Source organism: Agrococcus sediminis (assembly GCF_007923295.1).
Lineage (GTDB): Bacteria > Actinomycetota > Actinomycetes > Actinomycetales > Microbacteriaceae > Agrococcus > Agrococcus sediminis.
This window is the reverse complement of record NZ_VOIR01000012.1, coordinates 56258-74684: the sequence shown is the minus strand read 5'-3', so window position 1 is coordinate 74684 and position 18427 is coordinate 56258. Positions and strand designations below refer to the sequence as shown.

Here is an 18427-nt window from a genome sequence, read left to right as displayed (position 1 = left end):
CCGGGGCCCGTCGCTCGGTGCGCGCTCAGAGGCGCGTGCCCGACTCCTTGTCGAACACGTGCAGGTGCTCGGGGTCGGGCGTGATGTAGACCGTGTCGCCGGCGGTCGCGTGGTTGCGGCCGTCGACGCGCGCGACGATGTCGACGCGCTTGCCCTCGACGTCGGCGTGGCCGTACAGGTAGCCGTCGGCGCCGAGCTCCTCGACGAGGTCGACCTCGACCGGCAGGCCGTCTCCCTGCTCGGAGACCGACACGTCCTCGGGGCGGACGCCCACGATGACGCCCTCCTTCGCCTTCGCGAGCCGCTCGCGCTCGATGGTGGTGAGGTGCTGGCCGAAGTGCACGCCCTGGTCGCTCATCTGCAGCGACATGAGGTTCATGGCCGGGCTGCCGATGAAGCCGGCGACGAAGACGTTCGCCGGGTTCGCGTAGAGGTCGCGCGGCGTGCCGACCTGCTGCAGGATGCCGTCCTTCAGCACCGCGATGCGGTCGCCCATCGTGAGCGCCTCGGTCTGGTCGTGCGTGACGTAGACGGTCGTGACGCCGAGGCGGCGCTGCAGCGACGCGATCTGCGTGCGCGTCTGCACGCGCAGCTTGGCGTCGAGGTTCGACAGCGGCTCGTCCATGAGGAACACCTGCGGCTGGCGCACGATCGCTCGGCCCATGGCGACGCGCTGGCGCTGGCCGCCCGAGAGCGCCTTCGGCTTGCGGCCGAGGTAGGGCTCGAGGTCGAGCAGCTTCGCCGCCTCCTCGACGCGCTTCGCGCGCTCCTCCTTGGCGACGCCCGCGATCTTGAGCGCGAAGCCCATGTTCTCGGCCACCGTCATGTGCGGGTACAGCGCGTAGTTCTGGAAGACCATCGCGATGTCGCGGTCCTTCGGCGGCATGTCGGTGACGTCGCGGTCGCCGATCATGATCCGGCCGTCGTTGACCTCCTCGAGGCCCGCGAGCATGCGGAGGGTGGTGGACTTGCCGCAGCCGGAGGGGCCGACCAGGACGAGGAACTCGCCGTCGGCGATCTCCAGGTCGATCGAGTCGACCGCGGGCTTGGTGCTCCCCGGATAGAGCCGGGTTGCGTTGTCGAACGTCACAGACGCCATCGTCGTGCTTCCTTTCCACCGGCAGGGACGTGCCGGACGATCCGTAGTGGTGAGGACGGGCGGCATCGCCCGCAGGGACATCCTGGCACGTCGGCGGCCCGGTACCCTAGAGGGACGGTGCGATCCCTCCGCGCCGACCGCCGACACATCCCGGCCGACCCCAGGACAGGACGCATGACCGAGAAGCTGACGAAGAACGAGCGTCGCGCACAGGCGCGGGAGCAGGCCCGCAAGATGCAGGAGGAGCGCCAGCGGCGCGAACGCCTGAAGAAGGGCCTCACGGTGGGCGGCATCATCGTCGCCGCGGTTGCGATCGTCGCGATCGTGGCCGTCGTGATCGTCAACAGCATCCGGCCGGCCGGCCCCGGCCCCGAGAACATGGCGTCGAACGGCATCGTCATCGGCCAGGACTTCGTCGCCGAGCGCACCGCAGCGACGCCCGCCGACGCCGAGCCGACGCCGACCGAGCCGCGCGACGACGTCGTGCAGATCGAGATCTACCAGGACTACATGTGCCCCGTGTGCGGCACCTTCGACGAGGCCAACCGCGCCACGCTCGAGCAGCTCATGCAGACCGGCGCCGCCACCGTCGAGATCCACCCGATCACGATCCTCGACCGCGCCTCGCTCGGCACGAAGTTCTCGACCCGCGCCGCATCGGCCGCCGGCTGCGTCGCAGAGTTCGCGCCCGACCAGTTCTGGGCCTTCAACTCGGCCATGTACGACAACCAGCCGGCCGAGTCGACCGCGGGCCTCACCAACGAGGAGATCATCGGCCTCGCGCAGGGCGCGGGCATCGACACCGAGGGCGGCCTCGCCGACTGCATCAACGAGGGCCGCTTCATGAGCTGGGCCGAGGACGCCACCGTGCGCGCCGGCACGCAGCCGCTCCCGGGCACCGACGGCGTGGTCGCCGACCGCACGCCGACGGTCATCGTCAACGGTCAGAAGTACCCGGGCTCGCCCGCCGACGCCGCCGGCTTCCAGGCGTTCGTCACCGCGGCCGCCGGCCAGCAGGGCGGCGAGCCGACCGAGACGCCCGCCCCGAGCGAGGGCTGATGCGCCTGCGCACCCTGCTGGCAGGGGGCGCGGTCGCCGCGCTCGCACTGCTCGCAGGGTGCGCTGCGACGCCCCCGCCGCCGATCACCACGATCGGCGAGCTGGGCGCCGCCTACCTCGAGGCCGGCGGCGAGTGCGCCGAGCTCGTGGAGCAGTACCGCGCCGCCGAGGACGACCCGGTGGTCGCCGCGTGCGGCGCCGACACCGAGCTGATCCTCGCCGCCGACGCCGACGCCGCGCAGGCGATCGCCACGCAGCGCCAGCTGCAGGAGCAGACGGTGCTCGTGTCGGGCCGCTGGGTGATCCGCGACCCGGCGCTCGAGGCGCTGCAGCAGGAGCTCGGCGGCGAGATCGTCACGCTCGGCGCGGCCGACGGGCCCGCGAACATGGCCGACGCCATCGCCTTCGAGGCGGGCGGCGCGATCGAGGCCGACCCCGTGCCCGCCGACGGCGTCCCCGAGGCGCTGCCCGAGGCATCCGGGGTGCACGACATCCTCGTCGTGCTCGACGCGTCGTGCGAGTACTGCGCGCGGCTGCTGACCGCGAGCGGCGAGCAGCTGACGGCGATGGCGGATGCGGGGCAGGCCCGGGTGTCGTACCTGCCGGTGTCGCTCGGCGACCAGATCGAGAACGGCTACGCGTCGACGCTCGGGGCGAACGCGCTCGCGTGCGTCGCGGACGGCGCGCCCGAGGCGTACCGGCCGTTCCAGACGGCGCTCGTCGCCCACCTGCAGGAGCGGCCGTTCGAGGCGAGCGAGGTGACGGCGCTCGCCGCCGAGCACGGCGCCGACGTGGGCGCGTGCATCGACGGCGCCGACTTCGCGTGGTGGGTGCGGCAGGCGACGGTGCGCGCGATCGAGCAGCCGCTGCAGGGCGTCGAGCCGCTGCGCGGGGTGCCGACGGTGATCGTCGACGGCGTCACCTTCGCCGGCGACGTGAGCGACCCCGCGGCGCTCGCCGCCTTCGTGGCGGAGCAGCAGCCCTCCTAGGCGCGCCGCGGCCATGCGTGCCGCCTGCCGGCCGAGTGGCGCCTCCCGCGCCTGAGTGGCGCCTCTGGCGATCGAGTGGCGCGCTCGGCGATCGAGTGGCGCCACTGGATCGCGCAAGGCGCCACTCGATCGCGCAAGGCGCCACTCGATCGCGCAAGGCGCCACTCGGCAGGAGAGGGAAGAGGGAGGGAGCCCCCTGTCAGGATCGAACTGACGACCTACGCTTTACAAGAGCGCCGGGACGCCGTTACCGAACTCGACCGAACCGGACCAGTATGGTCCGCTTTGCCTCGGTATTACGACGAAGTTGCATGACCTCCGAGTGGTCTACGTGGTGCGGTTCGGAGCACCACAGAACCCCGTGGAGCGGCGCGGCCGGAGGGGATCACACGGGGTTCTGCGTTGCGAGGACGCCGGGCCGCGCATCTTCCCCTACGACGGCCCGACGCCTCTCGCATCAACCCGGGATGTTCCGCGGGTCCTTGGCGGGCGCGATCGTGTTCTTGTCACGAATCTTGCCGTCGGTGCCGTGGATCGAGATCTCGCCTCCGCCCGCGTTGGCAGCGAAGCTCCGCGCCGCGTCGTACGCCTCGGCCTGGGTAGACTTCACCGCCGAAGCACGCGAGTTGCCGTGGCCCTGCGCAGCCCAGCCGTCCGGATGCTGGACGATCGAATAGTCCTTGCTCATGTTCACCTCCTCAATGTCGGACGGTGCCGACTGATGAGGCGGAGGCCTCGATCGATCACCGTGTTGCGTCCAGGGTGATCCATGGCATGCACAAACCAGTCCTCCGACACGCGGTGTTGAAAGCAGAGTTCATCTTGGGGTCGGGTGTAGTGACCCTTACTTGATGCGGCGGCTGATTCCTGTCCCGTGAGCCTGCGGGGGCAGCGGCTCGCGGCGGATCGAAGCTCGGCGCTCGGCGCGAGCCTGCTCTGCGGCTGTGGTGGGGCGGAGTTTCGCTTGTTCACCCCGTTCGAGGAAGTGGCGGTCGTCGTCCGGGTTGGGATTCTTCTTCATGCCCTCTATTCTCCCTCGGCATTCATGCTTCGAGGCATACGGCATGAAATGCCGATGTGCATAGTGCTATTGCACATTGGGGTCTCCCTCGGTCGGGAAGTTATTTGCCACGGGCGGCAGTAACGAGGGAGGATTCTCCTGTACGCATTTCCGCCCACAGGAGAATTCATGCCCCATCCCGTGCAAACCGTCCGACTGGACATCGGCATTCCCGCCACCCTCGATAACGCTGCTCAGCACGTTGCCTGGGCACTCGACATCGACCGCAAGCAGGTCGTCCGCCTGGCGCTCGCGCTCGGGCTCAAGCAGCTCGGCGCTGTGTTCGAGGCCGACCCCGACATCTACGTCGTCAGGCGCGGGCGACCGCGCCTCCAGCCCGACACGGACTCACCCATCACCTACTGAGAGGAACCACTCATGGAGATTCAGCTTCCCGAGTACCCGGCGTCCGCCGGACCAGCCGCAGCCAAGCGGGTCAACACCCTGCGCGAGCGTTCCGCCGCCGCACGTGCCACCCTCCAGCGCGAACTCGACAGGACGGTCGAGGCCTTCGACCGAGCCTTCGAGGTCACAGACCGACAGCGCACCGTGCGCGACCGCATCGCCGACGCTGCCCGCGCGAACACCCAGCGGGTGCCCCGATGAGCACGAACGCAGCGAGCCCGACGCCCCACGACCTGCGCCTGCTCGCGCGGGAGCAGCAGTACGGCAACTCCAACCTCGAAGTCGAGACCGTGAAGCAGATCGACGCGCTCGTGTTCGAGAAGGTCCGCACCTACGAGGCCGCCATCGTCGAGGCGGCGGAGGACTTCGTCGCCAACGCAGCGGACGACATGACAGCCGCCAAGGAGATCGGCTTCGCGCTGGCCGAGGAGGTGCGCCAGGCGCTCGACAGCGGCGCGGACCCGACCGCCGTTGCGAAGCGCTTCGAGGCGCTGCGGCGTGACGCGGAGACCGCCCTCGGCGCGCTGGAGCGGGCGGAGCGCGAGAGCGCCTGGCACGCGGAGAAGCTTCAGGACCCGTATGCCGGCTATTCGATGCTCATGCAGCGTTACCCGATCCTCCGACCGGCACTCGCGGTCTGAGCGCGAGAAGGGGCCGGATAGCTCGACCGTCCGGCCCCAGAGGTTCCCAACCCACGAGAGATGAGACACGTCATGATTCCCGCAGAACAATTCTACTCGCCGCAATTGCGGCCCGCTACGCCGGTGCCTTCTGTCGTCGAATTCTGGACCGCCAACCCCGGCCGTCCAATTCTGCCAATCGAGTTGTCTGACAGAAAACTGATCACGCGATTGTCGAATTATGAGAAGGCCACCGCGCATCTCCACTGGATCGACTTCGACAGCGAACCACCCGCAAACTCTGTCGGGGAAGCTCTCGTGCGGCTGCGCGGGTGGCACGCCGAGCGCGGCGTGCGGTTCTACTCCATGAACCGGCTAGCGCGGCACCTCCAGCAGGCGCAGGCCCGACCCGCGCACCCGGCTGGTTGGCGGCTCGCCCGATACGGCTGGGCACTGTTGGCCGCGCTCGACGCCGCCGACCTTGTCCGCATCAAACTCGCGTCCGACGACACCCGCGAGCGCGTCCGGCTCGCGGCACGACTTGCCGAGTTCGAAGGGCGTGCCGGTTGACAGTCCTCGCCTGACCTGCCCTACGATCAACCATCAGTTAGACCCGCTGTTCGAACCTGGCTTGTAGCGCAAGCAGAGACCAGGCGACGCATAGCGGCTACGTGAAGGCCTCGGAGAAACCAGACGGCGAGCAGCGCTCGCTGGGACCACGAGGCCCGTGTAGCCGGTCAGCGGACCCACCATCGACAACACGTCGAGGGGGTCCGCGGCGGCACACCCTCCCGAACCTCCTCGACTCACGAGGAGGTTCCGCCATGTCCGCCAAGGACACCCCGCTACGTCAACCCGTCTACACGCCCGCCGAGGCACCCCGACACCCGCTCGCGATGCGCTACGCGATCACCGAGCGCCAGGTGCGCCGCGCGATCCAGACCAACCGCATCCGCTACGCCCGCCCCGGCGGGCTCCGTGTACTGATCGCCGCCGAAGACCTCGAGGCTTGGATCACCGGCGACGGCTCGCCCCTGGACGGCGACCGTGCCTGACCACGTCATTCCTCGCAAGGGCCGACGCTCTCGGGCGCACGCGGTAGACGATCGCAGCTACTCCGCCGAGCAAGTAGTCGAAGCGCTCGGCAGCCGGTTCGTCGGCGAACCGTCCGGCGACGAGCAGATGCTTTGGTGCCCGGTCTGTGAAGACCCCGCCACCAGCAAGTCGGCCTCTGCCAGCGTCAATCTCGCGGACATGCGGTGGTGGTGTTACACGCGCGCCGAGGAGAACGATCATCGCCTCTCGCTGGGCAGCGTCGTGCGGCAGTTCACGAGCTTCGACGCCGCGCCGACAGGTCAGCTGAGCGCGCCGAGCGCGCGACCGATTCCGGCGCTCGTGCCTCTGCCGAACCAGAACAAGCCCTACGAGTGGCACGACCAGATGATGGCGAAGTACCCCGAGCGCGTGGAGTACCTGAAGACGCAGCGCGGCCTGACCGTCGAGACCATCGAACGCTTCAAGCTCGGCTGGGACGGCAAGCGCTACATGATCCCCGTGCGCCAGGGGCTCGGCCCCTGGCACAACGTCCGCCGCTACAAGCCGGGCGGCGACCCGAAGATGCTCAACGTGAAGGACCACGGCACAGCGGCGCTGGCCTTCACGGAGACGCTGTCCGGCAACACGCTGCCTGTGCTGGTTGCAGAGGGCGAGATGGACGCGATGCTCGCGTGGCAGAAGGCCGAGGGGCTCTACGCCGTCGTCACGGGTACGGGCGGTGCGGGCAAGGTGCCGGACGATCTGTCGAAGCTCGCTGGACGCGAGGTGTTCGTCTACTACGACAACGACAACGCCGGACACGAGGGTGCCGAGACGTTCGCTCGGCGCGCGCTCGCCGCTGGAGTCACAGCAGCGCACGTACTCGACGTCTGCGAGCTCGGCGTCGAGCGGGGCCACGTCGGCGGCGACCTGACGGTTGCGTTCATGAGCGGCGCGACCGGCTCGGGCGTGCTCGCTCAGATGGAGAAGGCTCGCGAGCGCGCCGCCGACGCCGCCGACCCAATCCGCGCCGCCGTGCAGGTGTACTTCGACAACCACGCCGACGACGCGCGGCAGTCGTTGATCGACGATGCGCTAGACGACGATCAGGTGATGGCGCTACCGCCTGCCGGCTACGTCATCGACGGCTGGGTGCCGGAGGGGTTCTTCACAAACCTGTACGGCGCGCCGGGCGCGAAGAAGACCTTCGTGATGCTCGACATGCTGCGTCACATCGCGACGGGCCAGCCCTGGCATGGCCACGAGGTGCGCCAGGGCGCGGCGGTGCTGTTCGAAGGCGAGGGCCTAGCTCAGCTCGGAGCCCGCATCGACGCCTGGAACGTCGTCCACGACCCACCACGCAAGCCCCCCATCAAGTACGTCTCCACGCCTGTCAACCTGACCGCCCCTGAGGGCGTCGCCAGGGTGGTGCGAACGGTGATGGACGTGCACGAGCGGCTCGGCCAGCCCGTCGTAGCTGTGGCCTTCGATCCGCTCGTGGAGTACATGTCCGGGGACGAGAACGCCGAGGGCACCGAGCTTGCCACGCGCGGCTTGCGAGCGCTGGCGCGTGTGTTGGAGGACCTCACCGGATCGCCTGTCGCCGTTCTCGTCGGCGCGCACACGAATGCGGCTGGCGAGCGGGCACGCGGCACGGACCATCCCCGCATGCGTTCCGGCGCGCACATCCGCGTCGAGAGTCTCGCGAGCGACCGAGTCGGGCTCGTGCAGGAGAAGCAGAAGAACGGCCCTCTGCTCGCCGTGCAGCTCGACGCTGAGGTCGTGGCGCTCCCCGACGGCGAGGCTTCGCTGGTGATGCGCCTGCATCGGCAGATGTCCGCTGCGGAGTACGCCGCCGAGAAGGTAACCGGCGAGCGCCAGCACCGAGAGCAGTCGCGGAAGCTCATGCTCTCCGAGAAACAGGCGGAGGCCCGCGCCGCGATCGTCCCTGCCCTGCTCGGGGCGGTTTCCGCCGAGCCGGGCATCGCGCTCAACAAGCTGAAGGCGAGAGCGCGCGGCAACGGCAAGAGCAGCGAGTACGTCGAGGACGTCATCACCGAGCTGGTCGAGTCCGGTCAGATACTGCGCGAGATCGAGATCGGCGGCAGGGGCTCGCATCGGCACTTCCCAGGCTCCGGAGCGACCGATGCGTGACCGAACCGAGGGGACCAAACCGCGAACCGGGACCGAACCCGGTTCGGTCACCTGCGGGAGGGCGGGCGCGTACCCGGCACCGAACCGAACCGGGACCCCTTTAGGGGCCGGTTCAGGTTCGGTCCGGTACGCCGTCCCGCCTGGGCCAGTCCGACAGATGAATGAAGAAGTGGAGAGATGAGATGACGGACCTGATGAAGACCGAGACCCGATGCAGTGCACGGCGGAAGTCCGGAGGTGCGTGTCGCAACTACGCGATCAGAGGTGCGACCGTGTGCCGGATGCATGGCGGGGCAGCGCCGCAGGTGAAGGCCGCCGCGCAGGTGCGCATCCTGATGGCCGCCGACCGTGCAGCGGCGCAGCTGGTGGTGCTGATGTACGACAAGACCGCGCCGCACGCCGTCCGGCTCGCCGCCGCCCGCGACCTGCTCGACCGCGCCGGGCTGTCTGCTCGCACCGCTGTGGATGTGGACGTTGCGGTGCACGGGCCGAGCTTGCTGGAGCGCAACCTCGCCGACGTGATCATCGACTACGGCGAGGACGTGGTGGACGCCGAGGTGGTCGAGCCCGAGCCGCCCGCACCCGAGCGCCGACCCCTGCGCCCCAAGCGCTCGAAGCGCTCCTACCGATCCTCAGACCATGACTCGCCGTGAGGATCACACGGCCGTTTGCCGCGGCCACGCCGTTGGACGAAGCTTCCTCGTCGAGCGGAAACGTCCCCCAACGCCTTCCGCCTGCCAACCGACACAAGGAGCACGACATGCAAGTGCGACCGATCGCAACCACCGACCCACACACCGGGCTGAGGCCGGGTGACACCGGCACCGTACTGAATGTCGATGACCTCGGCGGCGTGCAAACCCGCTGGGACAACGGGTCGACGCTCGGGCTCGTGCCGGGCGTGGACGAGTGGGAGCTGCTCTGCGAGCGCTGCGGCGACCCGCTCGTGCCTGGCTGCTGCGTCACAGTCGGTGACCCTGCATGGGAGGCGGAGCGATGAGCCACATGCTCGCCTATGTCCGGGTCAGCACCGAAGAGCAGGAGCGCTCCGGCCTCGGCGTGGAGGCTCAGCGCGTCGCGCTCGCGGCCGAGTGCGAGCGACGCGGCTGGACCTTCGAGTACGTGGACGACCTCGGCCGCTCGGGCAAGCACGTCAACCCCGGCCTGCGCGAAGCCCTGCACATGCTCGCGACCGGCCAGGCCGACGGGCTCATCGTCGCGAAGCTTGACCGGCTCGCACGCTCGGTGCGGCACGCCTCGGCGATCATCGACGACGCCCTCCGGCAGCGGTGGTCGCTGGTCGTGCTCGACAACGCGCTCGACCTCACGACACCCGGCGGACGGGCCATGGCCCAGATGCTCGCGACGTTCGCCGAGCTGGAGCGGGAGATGATCGCCACTCGGACCCGAGAGGCCCTCGCGGCCCGCAAGGCACGCGGGCTGCACAACGGACGGCGCTCGGCGATACCTGCTCAGGTGCTGCGCCGGATCGTCACCGACCGCGAGGCAGGCACAACCTACGGCGCGATCGCCGACGCCCTCACCACCGAGCGCGTCCTCTCGCCCACCGGACTGCCGCTCTGGCACGAGAGCACCGTTCGCCGCGCCTACCTCGCCGCCGCGTCTGCCCCGTAGGCCACGCCGCTGGCCATGCGGCGGACGAACGCCCCAGCCGAGCACTCCCGCCCATCCCGATCACTTCTAACCACGCAAATGGCCAAACGGCCAGACAGGAGCACCCGATGAACATCACCACCCGCCTCGCTGCCGACTTACTGCCCGGCAACAGCTTTATCTACCGCGCCAGCCCGCAGGCCGAGCCCGCCGTCGTGGAGGTCGTCCGAACCGAAACGCTGCACCGCACCGGCCGCGTGCGCGTGTGGGCCTACCGACAGCGCGCGAGCCGCTCGCTCATGACGCCGTTCATCGCCGGAACCTACGGCCCCGGCGCAACTGTGGAGGTGCCCGATGGCGCACGTCCGTGAAGTCACCCGCAAGGCCGGTCGCGCCTACGAGGTGCGCTGGAAGGACCGCGGCAAGGAGCGTCAGCGGACCTTCAGCGTCAAGCGTGACGCCGAGCGCTTCGCACTGAAGGTCGAGACCGAGGTCGCTGCCGGCACGTCCACGGCCGCGCACGCCAAGGGCCGCACCGTCGCCCAGGTCGCCGAGGACATGATGTGCGGTGCCGAGCTGGTGCTGAAGGCGCGCTCGCTGCAAGAAGCTCGGCGCATCAACCGCGCCCGACTGCTGCCGCGCTTCGGCGCACGGCGCGTCACGGCGGTGACGACGGCGGACGTGCAGCTGTGGGTGTCGGAGATGGCCGCCGAGGGACTGGCTCCTGCGACCGTCGCGAAGGCCTACGTCGCGCTGCGCAAGGTGTTCAAGCACGCCCTGCTGAACCGGGAGGTCGCCTACAACCCGTGCGACGGCGTCCGGCTACCGAAGTCGCACGACGAGGACACCTCGGCGAGCTTCTTGACCAAGGCCCAGGTCGACAAACTCGCAGCGGCGCTCGGGGCCGACGACCAGGCACCGTTCGACCTGCTGGTGCGGTTCGCCGCGTTCACGGGCCTGCGCGCCGGGGAGATCGTCGGGCTGCGAGTGGGTGACGTGGACCTGGCGCGGCAGCGCGTCTCGGTGCGGCAGACGCTCCAGCGGATCGCGGGGGAGTGGGTCGCAGGCACGCCGAAGTCGCGCCGCTCGTCTCGGGACGTGCCGCTGCTGTCCACGGCGCTCGTCGCCGACTTGCGCCGCTACCTGATGCTGCACCCGCGCTCGGGCGACCCGACTGCGCTGCTATGGCCTGCCCGGACTAACGCCGGACAGCGGCTCGACTACTCGCGTCCACTCGACTTGCAAGCCTTCCGCCGCAACGCCTTCGCCCGCGCGGTCGCCGCCGCCGAGCTTCCGCCGATGCGCTTCCACGACCTGCGGCACACGGCCGCCAGTTTGTGGCTGGCAGCGGGGATCGAGCCCTACCGGGTGTCCCGCTGGCTCGGCCACGGCTCGCTCGTCACGACAGACACCGTGTACGCCCACCTGTATCCCGGCGACGACGCTCTGCACCGTGCCCGCTTCGACGCGTTGGACGCCGCGACCGCGTAGCCACATCTCGCCAACGCGCCGGGCTCTTCCCACACAGGAGGGCTCGGCGCGTTCGTTCGTTGGCCTACGAGCCAGGGAGCCACGGCGTCGGGCGGATGCCGCTTAGTCCTGCTCTGCGGCGGGCTCCACGCGAGTCGGGCGAGGGAGTGTGCGGGGCCGAGTCGGTCGCTGGCTCCATTCGCTGCTCCACACCACGCCACCTTCCGTGGGCCGCTGCGGTCGGCCCGGCGCTCTCGGCCTGGGCGGCGTCGACGTGTCGCCCACCGTTACGGGGTAATCGGCTGCGAAGGGACCGTAGGAGGTGGGGCGTCTGCGATCGAAGCCGCGCCCCTGGCGGAGGCGGACGGAAAACCAGTGCACCGGCATGTTGCCCTTGTAGGTGGTCGACGGGTCGATTCCGACAAGCTCGCCGGTCACTGCGCCGAGGCCGGGCTGCGGCCGGTAGTGCGGGAACGAGATGACATGCCCGATGTCTTCGGGCTTGAGATCCTGCATTGTCGTGATGCGCGGCTTCATGCGTCGACTGTCTCGCAAGCCACCCACAGTTGCAGCCGCATCACACCGCTGACAGCATGACCACGTGCGATTTGACGAGTGGATCACCCTGGTGGACGACGGCTATTCAACGTCAGCCGAGTTTGAGGTCGTGCAGGACCACATTCTCGATGGCATCGACGCCATCCGGTGGCCACACGGTTCGGACGATTTCGCGATCAATCCCACCCGGAAGGGCAACGGCGTCAAGCCGATCAAGGATGCGTTCATCACTCGACTCCTTCAGTATGGCTGGGAGGACGAGTTCGACTACTTCGATGCTCACTACACCTTTCCGAGGGGCGACTCACTGCCGTTCGTGGTCGAATGGGAGACGGGCAACATCTCGTCGTCGCATCGCGCCATCAATCGCATGGCTAAGGGCATGCTGGAGGGTCGCATTGCGGGCGGGTTGCTCGTCCTGCCGACCGCTGCGCTCTACCCCTACCTGACCGACCGCATCGGCAACCTGCGGGAGCTGCGTCCGTATCTCGAGCTTTGGAGCCGCTGGCAGGGGCAACCGGGCTTCGGCTACCTCGGCATCGCGAGCGTCGAGCATGATCGACTGGACCACACTGTGCCCACCATCGCGAAGGGCACTGACGGTCGCGCCTTGCTCTAAGAAGCTTTGACGCCCTTCGCAGCGTCGCCGAGCCCTGGCATTACGTCCAGGGCCGCCTCTCCCGCAAGGCGACGACGAATCGGCTCGACGTCGCCGATCTCGCTGCCAGACCAGTGGCGGTGCATCCGCTCCGCAACCGCGAAGGTTGTGCCGGAGCCACCGAATGGGTCGAATACCACGTCGCCAGGTTCGCTGCTGATGGTCAGCACGCGCTCCAGCAACTTCTCCGACAGCGCGTTTGCGCCTCGAACCTTTGTGGAGCGGTGGCGTACGGGCGGGATGTCGGTCCACACATCAGACAGATTGATGCCATCAGGGTGCAGCTTGTTGCGGTGCCCGCCGTAGTCCTTCACGTCGCCGCCGCAGTGACGGCACACCTGAATCGGGAGACGCGGGCGCTCAAAGAACTTCGGCTTACCCTTGGTGTAGTAGAGCAAGCTGTAGTGCGAGGGGTAGAGCTTCTTCTGGATCGGCAGCGACAACTTGATGTCGAGCGCAATCCAATGCCGGAACATCAGTCCGGTCGCGTTCATGAAGCCGCCTAGTGGAATGTTCCACTTCGGGATGTTGTAGAGGTAGAACGCGCCGCCGGGCTTCAGCACACGGGCACACTCGTTGATCCACTTCTCGCACCAGGCCAGGTAGTGGTCTTCATCGAGCAGGTCGTCGATGCCGTGTCCGTAGTCCTTGCCAAGGTTGAAGGGCGGGTCGGCGAATACTAGATCGACCGACTCGTCGGCCATGCTGGCGAGCACATCCAGGCAGTCGCCTTGGTACAGCGTGCCGAGCTCGGTCGTAAACGCGATCTGCATCGTCATCCCTCCAGGTCGACCGAACTCTACGTCTCGCCACCAACGCGCCTTCCGCCGGTGGGCGGGGTTCTGGCGGGGATTCCGGTAGCGGCATGCGCCCCGAGTCGGCCGACTTCCCAGTGCTTGCCTGGAGCCCCCTGTCAGGATCGAACTGACGACCTACGCTTTACAAGAGCGTTGCTCTACCACTGAGCTAAGGAGGCGGGCCGGGCGGATTCGCCCGCGGCGCCCCGCCATTCTAGGCTTGACCGGTGAGTCGACTGCGCCCGTCCAGCACCCAGCGCGACGCGGCGCCCGGCCTCGGCGGGCTGCTGTGGGTGCTCGCCTCGGTCACCGCAGGCACCGGCCTCGCGATCCAGAGCCGCATCAACGGCGAGCTCGGCGCCCGGCTCGAGCACGGCATGCTCGCCGCGCTCATCTCGTTCGGCGTGGGGCTCGCGGTGCTCGCGGCGCTGCTCGCCGTCTCGCCCGGCATCCGCGCCGGCCTGCGGCGGCTCGTGGGCGTGCTCCGCGACGGCACGCTGCCGTGGTGGTTCGCCTCCACGGGCCTGTTCGGCGCGTTCCTCGTGGCGACGCAGGGCCTCGTCGTCGGCACGACCGGCGTCGCGCTCTACACGGTGGGGGTCGTCGCGGGCCAGACCGTCAGCGGTCTGCTCATCGACCGCCTGGGCATCGGGGGACTGGCGCGCAAGCACATCACGCCGCAGCGCGTGCTCGGCGCGCTCCTCGCCCTCGTCGCGGTGGCGGTGGCGCTCGTCGGCGCAGGCCGGCTCGAGGGCGCCTGGCTCGTCGTGCTGCCGTTCATCGCGGGCCTGCTGCAGTCGGTGCAGCAGGCGTTCGGCGGCATCGTGCAGCGCCGCTCGGGCTCAGCGATGGCGCAGACCGTCTCGAACTTCCTGGTCGGCACCATCGCGCTCGGCGCGATCGTGCTCGTGCAGACCGCGGCGGGCGTCACCGCGCAGCCGCTGCCGACCGAGCCGTGGCTCTACGCCGGCGGGCTGCTCGGCATCATGTTCATCGCGCTCATGTCGGTCGCGGTGCACCACCTGGGCGTGCTCACGATGGGCCTCGGCGTCATCTGCGGGCAGGTCGTCACGTCGCTCCTGCTCGATGCGCTGCTGCCCGCCGGTCACCCGGTGACGGTGTGGTCGCTCATCGGCGCCGCGCTCACGATCGTCGCGGTCGCCGTCTCTGCGATGCGGCGCAGGAGGCCCCGGGTCAGTCCTCGGGCGTGAAGGTCATCGCGAGCGAGTTCATGCAGAACCGGTCGCCCGTGGGGGTCTGCGGCGCGTCCTTGAACACGTGGCCGAGGTGGCTCCCGCACTTCGCGCAGCGCACCTCGGTGCGCACCATGCCGAGCGAGGTGTCCTCGATGAGCTCGACCGCGTCGTCGCGCGCGTCGAAGAAGCTCGGCCAGCCGCAGCCGGAGTCGAACTTCGTCTCGTCGTCGAAGAGCTCGTTGCCGCACGCGCCGCACGCGTAGACGCCCTGCCGCTGCTCGTCGAGCAGCGCGCCCGTCCAGGGGCGCTCGGTGCCGGCCTCGCGCAGCACCCGGTAGGCGTCGGGGGAGAGGGCCTCGCGCCACTCGGCGTCGGAGCGATCGATCGAAGGGGTCATGCCTCGATGCTACGCCCGCCCGGTTCGCGTTTCGCGGTGAGCGGACGCCCGCGCCGGTCGTAGGATCGAGGGCATGCCGACCGACCCTCGCCCGCGCAGGGAGGGCTCCGCCGACGAGGCGGCCGCCCTCGCGTTCGCGGCCGCGGACTCGCAGACCGAGCCCGCGTCGCCGGGCGCGGCGGCGGTGACGGATGCGTCGGCGCACGACCTGCAGGCGGCGCGCGAGGCGCGCATCCGCCGCCTCCTCGACTTCGAGGCGGGCTGGACGAGCCACGGCGGTGCGAAGGCGCGCGCGATCCGTGCCGAGTTCGGCTGGACGACGACCCGCTACTACCAGGTGCTCGACGGCGTGCTCGAGACGACCGAGGCGCTGCGCCACGATCCGATGCTCGTGCGGCGGCTGCTCAGCCTGCGAGAGGGCCGGTGAGCCGGCCGCACCGCGTCGGCGCCCACCGGTCGGCGTCGACGCGCAGCTGGCCGCGCTGGGCGATCCTGCTGGGCGCGCTCGCGGTCGCCGTCGTGCTGACGGCGGTCGGCCTCTTCGTGCTCGACCGCCTCCGGCCGCAGGCGCCCGTGCCGACCGAGACCGCACCCGCGGTGGTGACCGACCCGAGCCAGATCGACCCCGCGCTCGACGCATCCATCACCGTGCTCGACGAGGACCGCGACGACCACGCGTTCGCGGCGGGCGTCGGCCAGGCGCTCGCGGACGCCGGCTGGCCGGTCGTGGCGACCGGCGGCAGCACGGGCGGCGACGACCGCACGGTCGTGTGGTTCGACGCGCCCGAGCTCGAGCCGGTCGCGCGCGGCATCGCCCAGCAGCTGGGGGTCGGCGAGGCGCTGCAGTCGGACGGCCGCATCTCGGGCACGCCCATCACGGTGGTGCTCGGCACGGATGCGGTGGGCACCGCGCCGAGCACGGAACCGGACGTCGACAGCGAGGTCTCGCACGCGCCCGAGCCCTGAGCCTCGCGCGGCTTGCACTCGCATGGGTCGAGTGCCAGACTTGGCTACTGGCACTCCCTTCGTCGGAGTGCCAGTTGAACGTCCACAGCGTCCAGGAGGGACGAACTGCAATGGCAAAGATGATCGCATTCAACGAGGAGGCCCGTCGCGGGCTGGAGCGTGGACTCAACACGCTCGCCGACGCGGTGAAGGTGACCCTCGGCCCGCGCGGCCGCAACGTCGTGCTCGAGAAGAAGTGGGGCGCCCCCACCATCACGAACGACGGCGTCTCGATCGCCAAGGAGATCGAGCTCGAGGAGCCGTTCGAGAAGATCGGCGCCGAGCTCGTCAAGGAGGTCGCGAAGAAGACCGACGACGTCGCCGGCGACGGCACGACGACGGCGACCGTGCTCGCTCAGGCGCTCGTCCGCGAGGGCCTGCGCAACGTGGCTGCGGGCGCCGACCCGATCAGCCTCAAGCGCGGCATCGAGAAGGCCACCGCCGCGGTGAGCGAGCAGCTGCTCGCCAACGCCAAGGAGGTCGAGACCAAGGCGGAGATCGCCGCGACGGCATCGATCTCGGCCGCTGACCCGGAGATCGGCGAGCTCATCGCCGAGGCCATCGACAAGGTCGGCAAGGAGGGCGTCGTCACCGTCGAGGAGTCGAACACCTTCGGCACCGAGCTCGAGCTCACCGAGGGCATGCGCTTCGACAAGGGCTTCCTGTCGCAGTACTTCGTCACGGACCCCGAGCGCCAGGAGACGGTCTTCGAGGACCCGTACATCCTGATCGTCAACTCGAAGATCTCGAACATCAAGGACCTGCTCCCGATCGTCGACAAGGTGATCCAGGCGGGCAAGCAGCTCGTCATCATCGCCGAGGACGTCGAGGGCGAGGCCCTGGCCACGCTCGTCGTGAACAAGATCCGCGGCATCTTCAAGTCGGTCGCCGTCAAGGCCCCCGGCTTCGGCGACCGCCGCAAGGCGATGCTCGCCGACATGGCGATCCTCACGGGCGGCCAGGTGATCTCCGAGGAGGTCGGCCTCAAGCTCGAGAACGCCACGCTCGACCTGCTGGGCCGTGCGCGCAAGGTCGTCATCACGAAGGACGAGACGACCATCGTCGAGGGCGCCGGCGAGGCCGACGCGATCGCCGGTCGCGTGCGCCAGATCCGCTCGGAGATCGAGAACACCGACAGCGACTACGACCGCGAGAAGCTGCAGGAGCGGCTCGCGAAGCTCGCCGGCGGCGTGGCCGTCATCAAGGCGGGTGCCGCGACCGAGGTCGAGCTGAAGGAGCGCAAGCACCGCATCGAGGACGCCGTGCGCAACGCGAAGGCAGCCGTCGAGGAGGGCATCGTCGCCGGTGGTGGCGTCGCCCTCATCCAGGCCGCGAAGACGGCGTTCGAGGGCCTCGAGCTCACGGGCGACGAGGCGACGGGCGCGAACATCGTGCGCGTGGCCGTCGACGCTCCGCTGAAGCAGATCGCGCTGAACGCCGGCCTCGAGCCGGGCGTCGTCGCCGAGAAGGTGCGCGGCCTCCCGGTCGGCCACGGCCTGAACGCCGCCACGGGCGAGTACGTCGACATGCTCGCCGCGGGCATCGCCGACCCGGTGAAGGTGACGCGCTCCGCGCTCGCCAACGCCGCGTCGATCGCCGGCCTCTTCCTCACCACCGAGGCCGTCGTCGCCGACAAGCCCGAGAAGGCGCAGGCCATGCCCGCCGACCCGACGGGCGGCATGGACTTTTGAGTCCGCAGGCGTCAGGTCCGCGACGCGGACCTGACGCCGGAGGACTCAAGGTCGAGTAGCGGCCGCCGACGGCGGCCGCGTATCGAGACCCCGTCCACAGAGCGAAGGGCCCCAGCAGCAATGCTGGGGCCCTTCGCCGTGTCTGGGTCTCGATACGCCGCCTGCGGCGGCTACTCGACCAGCGGGTGAGATGAGCGCCTGCTCGACCAACGGGTGACGCCCCCGCGGCGGTGGTCTCGACTCGCGGCTGCGGCCGCGGCTCGACCAGTGGGTGAGGTGAGCGGCGGCTGCTCGACCGACGGAGGGAGCGAGGGTCAGCCGGCGAACATGCGCGCGTTCCCCTGCTCCACCTCCGCGTACTGCCTGCCGGCGTGCGCGAGCGCCTCGTTGATGCTCGCGAGCGACTCCTCCACCCGCAGCTGGGTGGCGCGCCAGTCCTGCAGCACGCCCTGGAACGCGACGGACGCCTGGCCCGTCCACGAGTCCTGCAGCGCCTGCAGCTGCCCGTGCATGGCGGCGGCCTCCGACTGCAGCCGCGAGGCGGTGCCGCGCACCGCCAGGTGCGCGCCGTGGATGGCGTCGGCGTCGACGACGAACCTGCTCATGATGCCCTCTCTCCT

At 69.6% G+C, this 18427-nt stretch carries 25 protein-coding genes and 1 tRNA gene; 18 read left to right on the top strand and 8 right to left on the bottom strand.

What is annotated here, in order from left to right; all coding sequences use genetic code 11:
* Positions 1 to 25: 25 nt before the first annotated feature.
* Positions 26 to 1099, bottom strand: a complete 1074-nt coding sequence (locus FQ330_RS04010) for an ABC transporter ATP-binding protein (RefSeq protein ID WP_146355474.1) — start codon at positions 1097 to 1099, stop codon at positions 26 to 28.
* Positions 1100 to 1273: 174 nt separating this feature from the next.
* On the opposite strand from FQ330_RS04010, the gene FQ330_RS04005 reads away from it, so the two are divergent.
* A complete protein-coding gene (locus tag FQ330_RS04005) occupies positions 1274 to 2158 on the top strand; it encodes a DsbA family protein (RefSeq protein WP_128188559.1) in 885 nt (294 codons plus the stop codon).
* Positions 2158 to 3147 carry a DsbA family protein gene (locus tag FQ330_RS04000; RefSeq protein WP_146355472.1) on the top strand — a complete coding sequence of 330 codons (990 nt, stop codon included), beginning with the start codon at positions 2158 to 2160 and terminating at the stop codon, positions 3145 to 3147. Before FQ330_RS04005 ends, FQ330_RS04000 begins: the two co-directional genes overlap by 1 nt.
* A gap of 457 nt (positions 3148 to 3604) precedes the next feature.
* On the opposite strand, the gene FQ330_RS03995 is transcribed toward FQ330_RS04000, so the two are convergent.
* On the bottom strand, positions 3605 to 3835 hold the full coding sequence (locus FQ330_RS03995; RefSeq protein ID WP_146355470.1) for a DUF2188 domain-containing protein: 231 nt from the start codon (positions 3833 to 3835) through the stop codon (positions 3605 to 3607).
* A gap of 156 nt (positions 3836 to 3991) precedes the next feature.
* Positions 3992 to 4168 (bottom strand): hypothetical protein, encoded by a 177-nt coding sequence (locus tag FQ330_RS13225; protein ID WP_192575838.1) that lies wholly within the window; start codon positions 4166 to 4168, stop codon positions 3992 to 3994.
* Between the two features lie 168 nt (positions 4169 to 4336).
* On the opposite strand from FQ330_RS13225, the gene FQ330_RS03990 reads away from it, so the two are divergent.
* From FQ330_RS03990 to FQ330_RS03940, 11 genes are all read left to right on the top strand, one after another.
* Positions 4337 to 4573, top strand: coding sequence for a hypothetical protein (locus FQ330_RS03990; RefSeq protein ID WP_146355469.1), 237 nt, complete (start codon positions 4337 to 4339; stop codon positions 4571 to 4573).
* Between the two features lie 12 nt (positions 4574 to 4585).
* On the top strand, positions 4586 to 4813 hold the full coding sequence (locus FQ330_RS03985) for a hypothetical protein (RefSeq protein WP_146355467.1): 228 nt from the start codon (positions 4586 to 4588) through the stop codon (positions 4811 to 4813).
* A complete protein-coding gene (locus FQ330_RS03980; RefSeq protein ID WP_146355465.1) occupies positions 4810 to 5253 on the top strand; it encodes a hypothetical protein in 444 nt (147 codons plus the stop codon). Before FQ330_RS03985 ends, FQ330_RS03980 begins: the two co-directional genes overlap by 4 nt.
* 72 nt (positions 5254 to 5325) lie before the next feature.
* Positions 5326 to 5802: a hypothetical protein gene (locus FQ330_RS03975; protein WP_146355463.1), complete on the top strand. Its 477-nt coding sequence runs from the start codon at positions 5326 to 5328 to the stop codon at positions 5800 to 5802.
* Between the two features lie 254 nt (positions 5803 to 6056).
* On the top strand, positions 6057 to 6287 hold the full coding sequence (locus FQ330_RS03970; RefSeq protein WP_146355461.1) for a MerR family transcriptional regulator: 231 nt from the start codon (positions 6057 to 6059) through the stop codon (positions 6285 to 6287).
* A complete protein-coding gene (locus FQ330_RS03965; RefSeq protein ID WP_146355459.1) occupies positions 6280 to 8421 on the top strand; it encodes an AAA family ATPase in 2142 nt (713 codons plus the stop codon). Before FQ330_RS03970 ends, FQ330_RS03965 begins: the two co-directional genes overlap by 8 nt.
* Positions 8422 to 8603: 182 nt before the next feature.
* Entirely contained in the window at positions 8604 to 9074 is a 471-nt protein-coding gene (locus FQ330_RS03960; protein ID WP_146355457.1) for an HGGxSTG domain-containing protein, read from the top strand.
* 107 nt (positions 9075 to 9181) lie between these two features.
* The gene (locus FQ330_RS03955; protein ID WP_146355455.1) at positions 9182 to 9421 is read left to right on the top strand and encodes a DUF4314 domain-containing protein; all 240 of its coding nucleotides are present in this window, start codon (positions 9182 to 9184) and stop codon (positions 9419 to 9421) included.
* Entirely contained in the window at positions 9418 to 10056 is a 639-nt protein-coding gene (locus FQ330_RS03950; RefSeq protein ID WP_225792682.1) for a recombinase family protein, read from the top strand. The genes FQ330_RS03955 and FQ330_RS03950 overlap by 4 nt, the downstream gene beginning before the upstream one ends.
* 107 nt (positions 10057 to 10163) lie before the next feature.
* A complete protein-coding gene (locus tag FQ330_RS03945) occupies positions 10164 to 10406 on the top strand; it encodes a hypothetical protein (RefSeq protein ID WP_146355453.1) in 243 nt (80 codons plus the stop codon).
* A complete protein-coding gene (locus FQ330_RS03940) occupies positions 10390 to 11526 on the top strand; it encodes a tyrosine-type recombinase/integrase (RefSeq protein WP_146355451.1) in 1137 nt (378 codons plus the stop codon). The genes FQ330_RS03945 and FQ330_RS03940 overlap by 17 nt, the downstream gene beginning before the upstream one ends.
* A 102-nt stretch (positions 11527 to 11628) precedes the next feature.
* Here the strand turns inward: FQ330_RS03940 and FQ330_RS03935 are convergent, their stop codons facing one another.
* Positions 11629 to 12042 (bottom strand): hypothetical protein, encoded by a 414-nt coding sequence (locus tag FQ330_RS03935; RefSeq protein WP_146355449.1) that lies wholly within the window; start codon positions 12040 to 12042, stop codon positions 11629 to 11631.
* A gap of 64 nt (positions 12043 to 12106) precedes the next feature.
* Here FQ330_RS03935 and FQ330_RS03930 point away from each other — a divergent pair, with 64 nt between their 5' ends.
* Positions 12107 to 12682 (top strand): PDDEXK family nuclease, encoded by a 576-nt coding sequence (locus FQ330_RS03930; RefSeq protein ID WP_146355447.1) that lies wholly within the window; start codon positions 12107 to 12109, stop codon positions 12680 to 12682.
* On the opposite strand, the gene FQ330_RS03925 is transcribed toward FQ330_RS03930, so the two are convergent.
* Positions 12679 to 13500 (bottom strand): DNA-methyltransferase, encoded by an 822-nt coding sequence (locus tag FQ330_RS03925; RefSeq protein WP_146355445.1) that lies wholly within the window; start codon positions 13498 to 13500, stop codon positions 12679 to 12681. The genes FQ330_RS03930 and FQ330_RS03925 overlap by 4 nt on opposite strands.
* Before the next feature lie 122 nt (positions 13501 to 13622).
* Positions 13623 to 13697 (bottom strand) — tRNA-Thr (locus FQ330_RS03920).
* Positions 13698 to 13745: 48 nt separating this feature from the next.
* Here FQ330_RS03920 and FQ330_RS03915 point away from each other — a divergent pair.
* Positions 13746 to 14729 (top strand): DMT family transporter, encoded by a 984-nt coding sequence (locus FQ330_RS03915; RefSeq protein WP_128188561.1) that lies wholly within the window; start codon positions 13746 to 13748, stop codon positions 14727 to 14729.
* On the opposite strand, the gene msrB is transcribed toward FQ330_RS03915, so the two are convergent.
* On the bottom strand, positions 14713 to 15111 hold the full coding sequence (msrB, locus tag FQ330_RS03910) for a peptide-methionine (R)-S-oxide reductase MsrB (protein ID WP_146355443.1): 399 nt from the start codon (positions 15109 to 15111) through the stop codon (positions 14713 to 14715). The two genes, FQ330_RS03915 and msrB, sit on opposite strands and share 17 nt — an antisense overlap.
* Before the next feature lie 73 nt (positions 15112 to 15184).
* Here msrB and FQ330_RS03905 point away from each other — a divergent pair, with 73 nt between their 5' ends.
* From FQ330_RS03905 to groL, 3 genes are all read left to right on the top strand, one after another.
* Positions 15185 to 15538 (top strand): DUF3263 domain-containing protein, encoded by a 354-nt coding sequence (locus tag FQ330_RS03905; protein WP_146355441.1) that lies wholly within the window; start codon positions 15185 to 15187, stop codon positions 15536 to 15538.
* Positions 15535 to 16077 (top strand): LytR C-terminal domain-containing protein, encoded by a 543-nt coding sequence (locus FQ330_RS03900; RefSeq protein ID WP_146355439.1) that lies wholly within the window; start codon positions 15535 to 15537, stop codon positions 16075 to 16077. Before FQ330_RS03905 ends, FQ330_RS03900 begins: the two co-directional genes overlap by 4 nt.
* 110 nt (positions 16078 to 16187) lie before the next feature.
* Complete coding sequence (groL, locus tag FQ330_RS03895) at positions 16188 to 17807, top strand: chaperonin GroEL (protein WP_128188565.1); 1620 nt, start codon at positions 16188 to 16190, stop codon at positions 17805 to 17807.
* A 314-nt stretch (positions 17808 to 18121) separates the two neighbouring features.
* Here groL and FQ330_RS03890 read toward each other — a convergent pair whose 3' ends face one another.
* Complete coding sequence (locus tag FQ330_RS03890) at positions 18122 to 18412, bottom strand: WXG100 family type VII secretion target (RefSeq protein ID WP_146355437.1); 291 nt, start codon at positions 18410 to 18412, stop codon at positions 18122 to 18124.
* Positions 18413 to 18427: the final 15 nt, after the last annotated feature.

What these genes read in the sequence shown, in the direction of transcription:
- FQ330_RS03940 (WP_146355451.1), top strand. Translation starts at nt 10,390, where the DNA reads ATGGCGCACGTCCGTGAAGTCACCCGCAAGGCCGGTCGCGCCTACGAG.
- FQ330_RS03980 (WP_146355465.1), top strand. Translation starts at nt 4,810, where the DNA reads ATGAGCACGAACGCAGCGAGCCCGACGCCCCACGACCTGCGCCTGCTC.
- msrB (WP_146355443.1), bottom strand. Translation starts at nt 15,111, where the DNA reads ATGACCCCTTCGATCGATCGCTCCGACGCCGAGTGGCGCGAGGCCCTC.
- FQ330_RS03890 (WP_146355437.1), bottom strand. Translation starts at nt 18,412, where the DNA reads ATGAGCAGGTTCGTCGTCGACGCCGACGCCATCCACGGCGCGCACCTG.
- groL (WP_128188565.1), top strand. Translation starts at nt 16,188, where the DNA reads ATGGCAAAGATGATCGCATTCAACGAGGAGGCCCGTCGCGGGCTGGAG.
- FQ330_RS03935 (WP_146355449.1), bottom strand. Translation starts at nt 12,042, where the DNA reads ATGAAGCCGCGCATCACGACAATGCAGGATCTCAAGCCCGAAGACATC.
- FQ330_RS03985 (WP_146355467.1), top strand. Translation starts at nt 4,586, where the DNA reads ATGGAGATTCAGCTTCCCGAGTACCCGGCGTCCGCCGGACCAGCCGCA.
- FQ330_RS03925 (WP_146355445.1), bottom strand. Translation starts at nt 13,500, where the DNA reads ATGACGATGCAGATCGCGTTTACGACCGAGCTCGGCACGCTGTACCAA.
- FQ330_RS04010 (WP_146355474.1), bottom strand. Translation starts at nt 1,099, where the DNA reads ATGGCGTCTGTGACGTTCGACAACGCAACCCGGCTCTATCCGGGGAGC.
- FQ330_RS03905 (WP_146355441.1), top strand. Translation starts at nt 15,185, where the DNA reads ATGCCGACCGACCCTCGCCCGCGCAGGGAGGGCTCCGCCGACGAGGCG.
- FQ330_RS13225 (WP_192575838.1), bottom strand. Translation starts at nt 4,168, where the DNA reads ATGAAGAAGAATCCCAACCCGGACGACGACCGCCACTTCCTCGAACGG.
- FQ330_RS03970 (WP_146355461.1), top strand. Translation starts at nt 6,057, where the DNA reads ATGTCCGCCAAGGACACCCCGCTACGTCAACCCGTCTACACGCCCGCC.
- FQ330_RS03950 (WP_225792682.1), top strand. Translation starts at nt 9,418, where the DNA reads ATGAGCCACATGCTCGCCTATGTCCGGGTCAGCACCGAAGAGCAGGAG.
- FQ330_RS04005 (WP_128188559.1), top strand. Translation starts at nt 1,274, where the DNA reads ATGACCGAGAAGCTGACGAAGAACGAGCGTCGCGCACAGGCGCGGGAG.
- FQ330_RS03995 (WP_146355470.1), bottom strand. Translation starts at nt 3,835, where the DNA reads ATGAGCAAGGACTATTCGATCGTCCAGCATCCGGACGGCTGGGCTGCG.
- FQ330_RS03975 (WP_146355463.1), top strand. Translation starts at nt 5,326, where the DNA reads ATGATTCCCGCAGAACAATTCTACTCGCCGCAATTGCGGCCCGCTACG.
- FQ330_RS03960 (WP_146355457.1), top strand. Translation starts at nt 8,604, where the DNA reads ATGACGGACCTGATGAAGACCGAGACCCGATGCAGTGCACGGCGGAAG.
- FQ330_RS03990 (WP_146355469.1), top strand. Translation starts at nt 4,337, where the DNA reads ATGCCCCATCCCGTGCAAACCGTCCGACTGGACATCGGCATTCCCGCC.
- FQ330_RS03955 (WP_146355455.1), top strand. Translation starts at nt 9,182, where the DNA reads ATGCAAGTGCGACCGATCGCAACCACCGACCCACACACCGGGCTGAGG.
- FQ330_RS03945 (WP_146355453.1), top strand. Translation starts at nt 10,164, where the DNA reads ATGAACATCACCACCCGCCTCGCTGCCGACTTACTGCCCGGCAACAGC.
- FQ330_RS04000 (WP_146355472.1), top strand. Translation starts at nt 2,158, where the DNA reads ATGCGCCTGCGCACCCTGCTGGCAGGGGGCGCGGTCGCCGCGCTCGCA.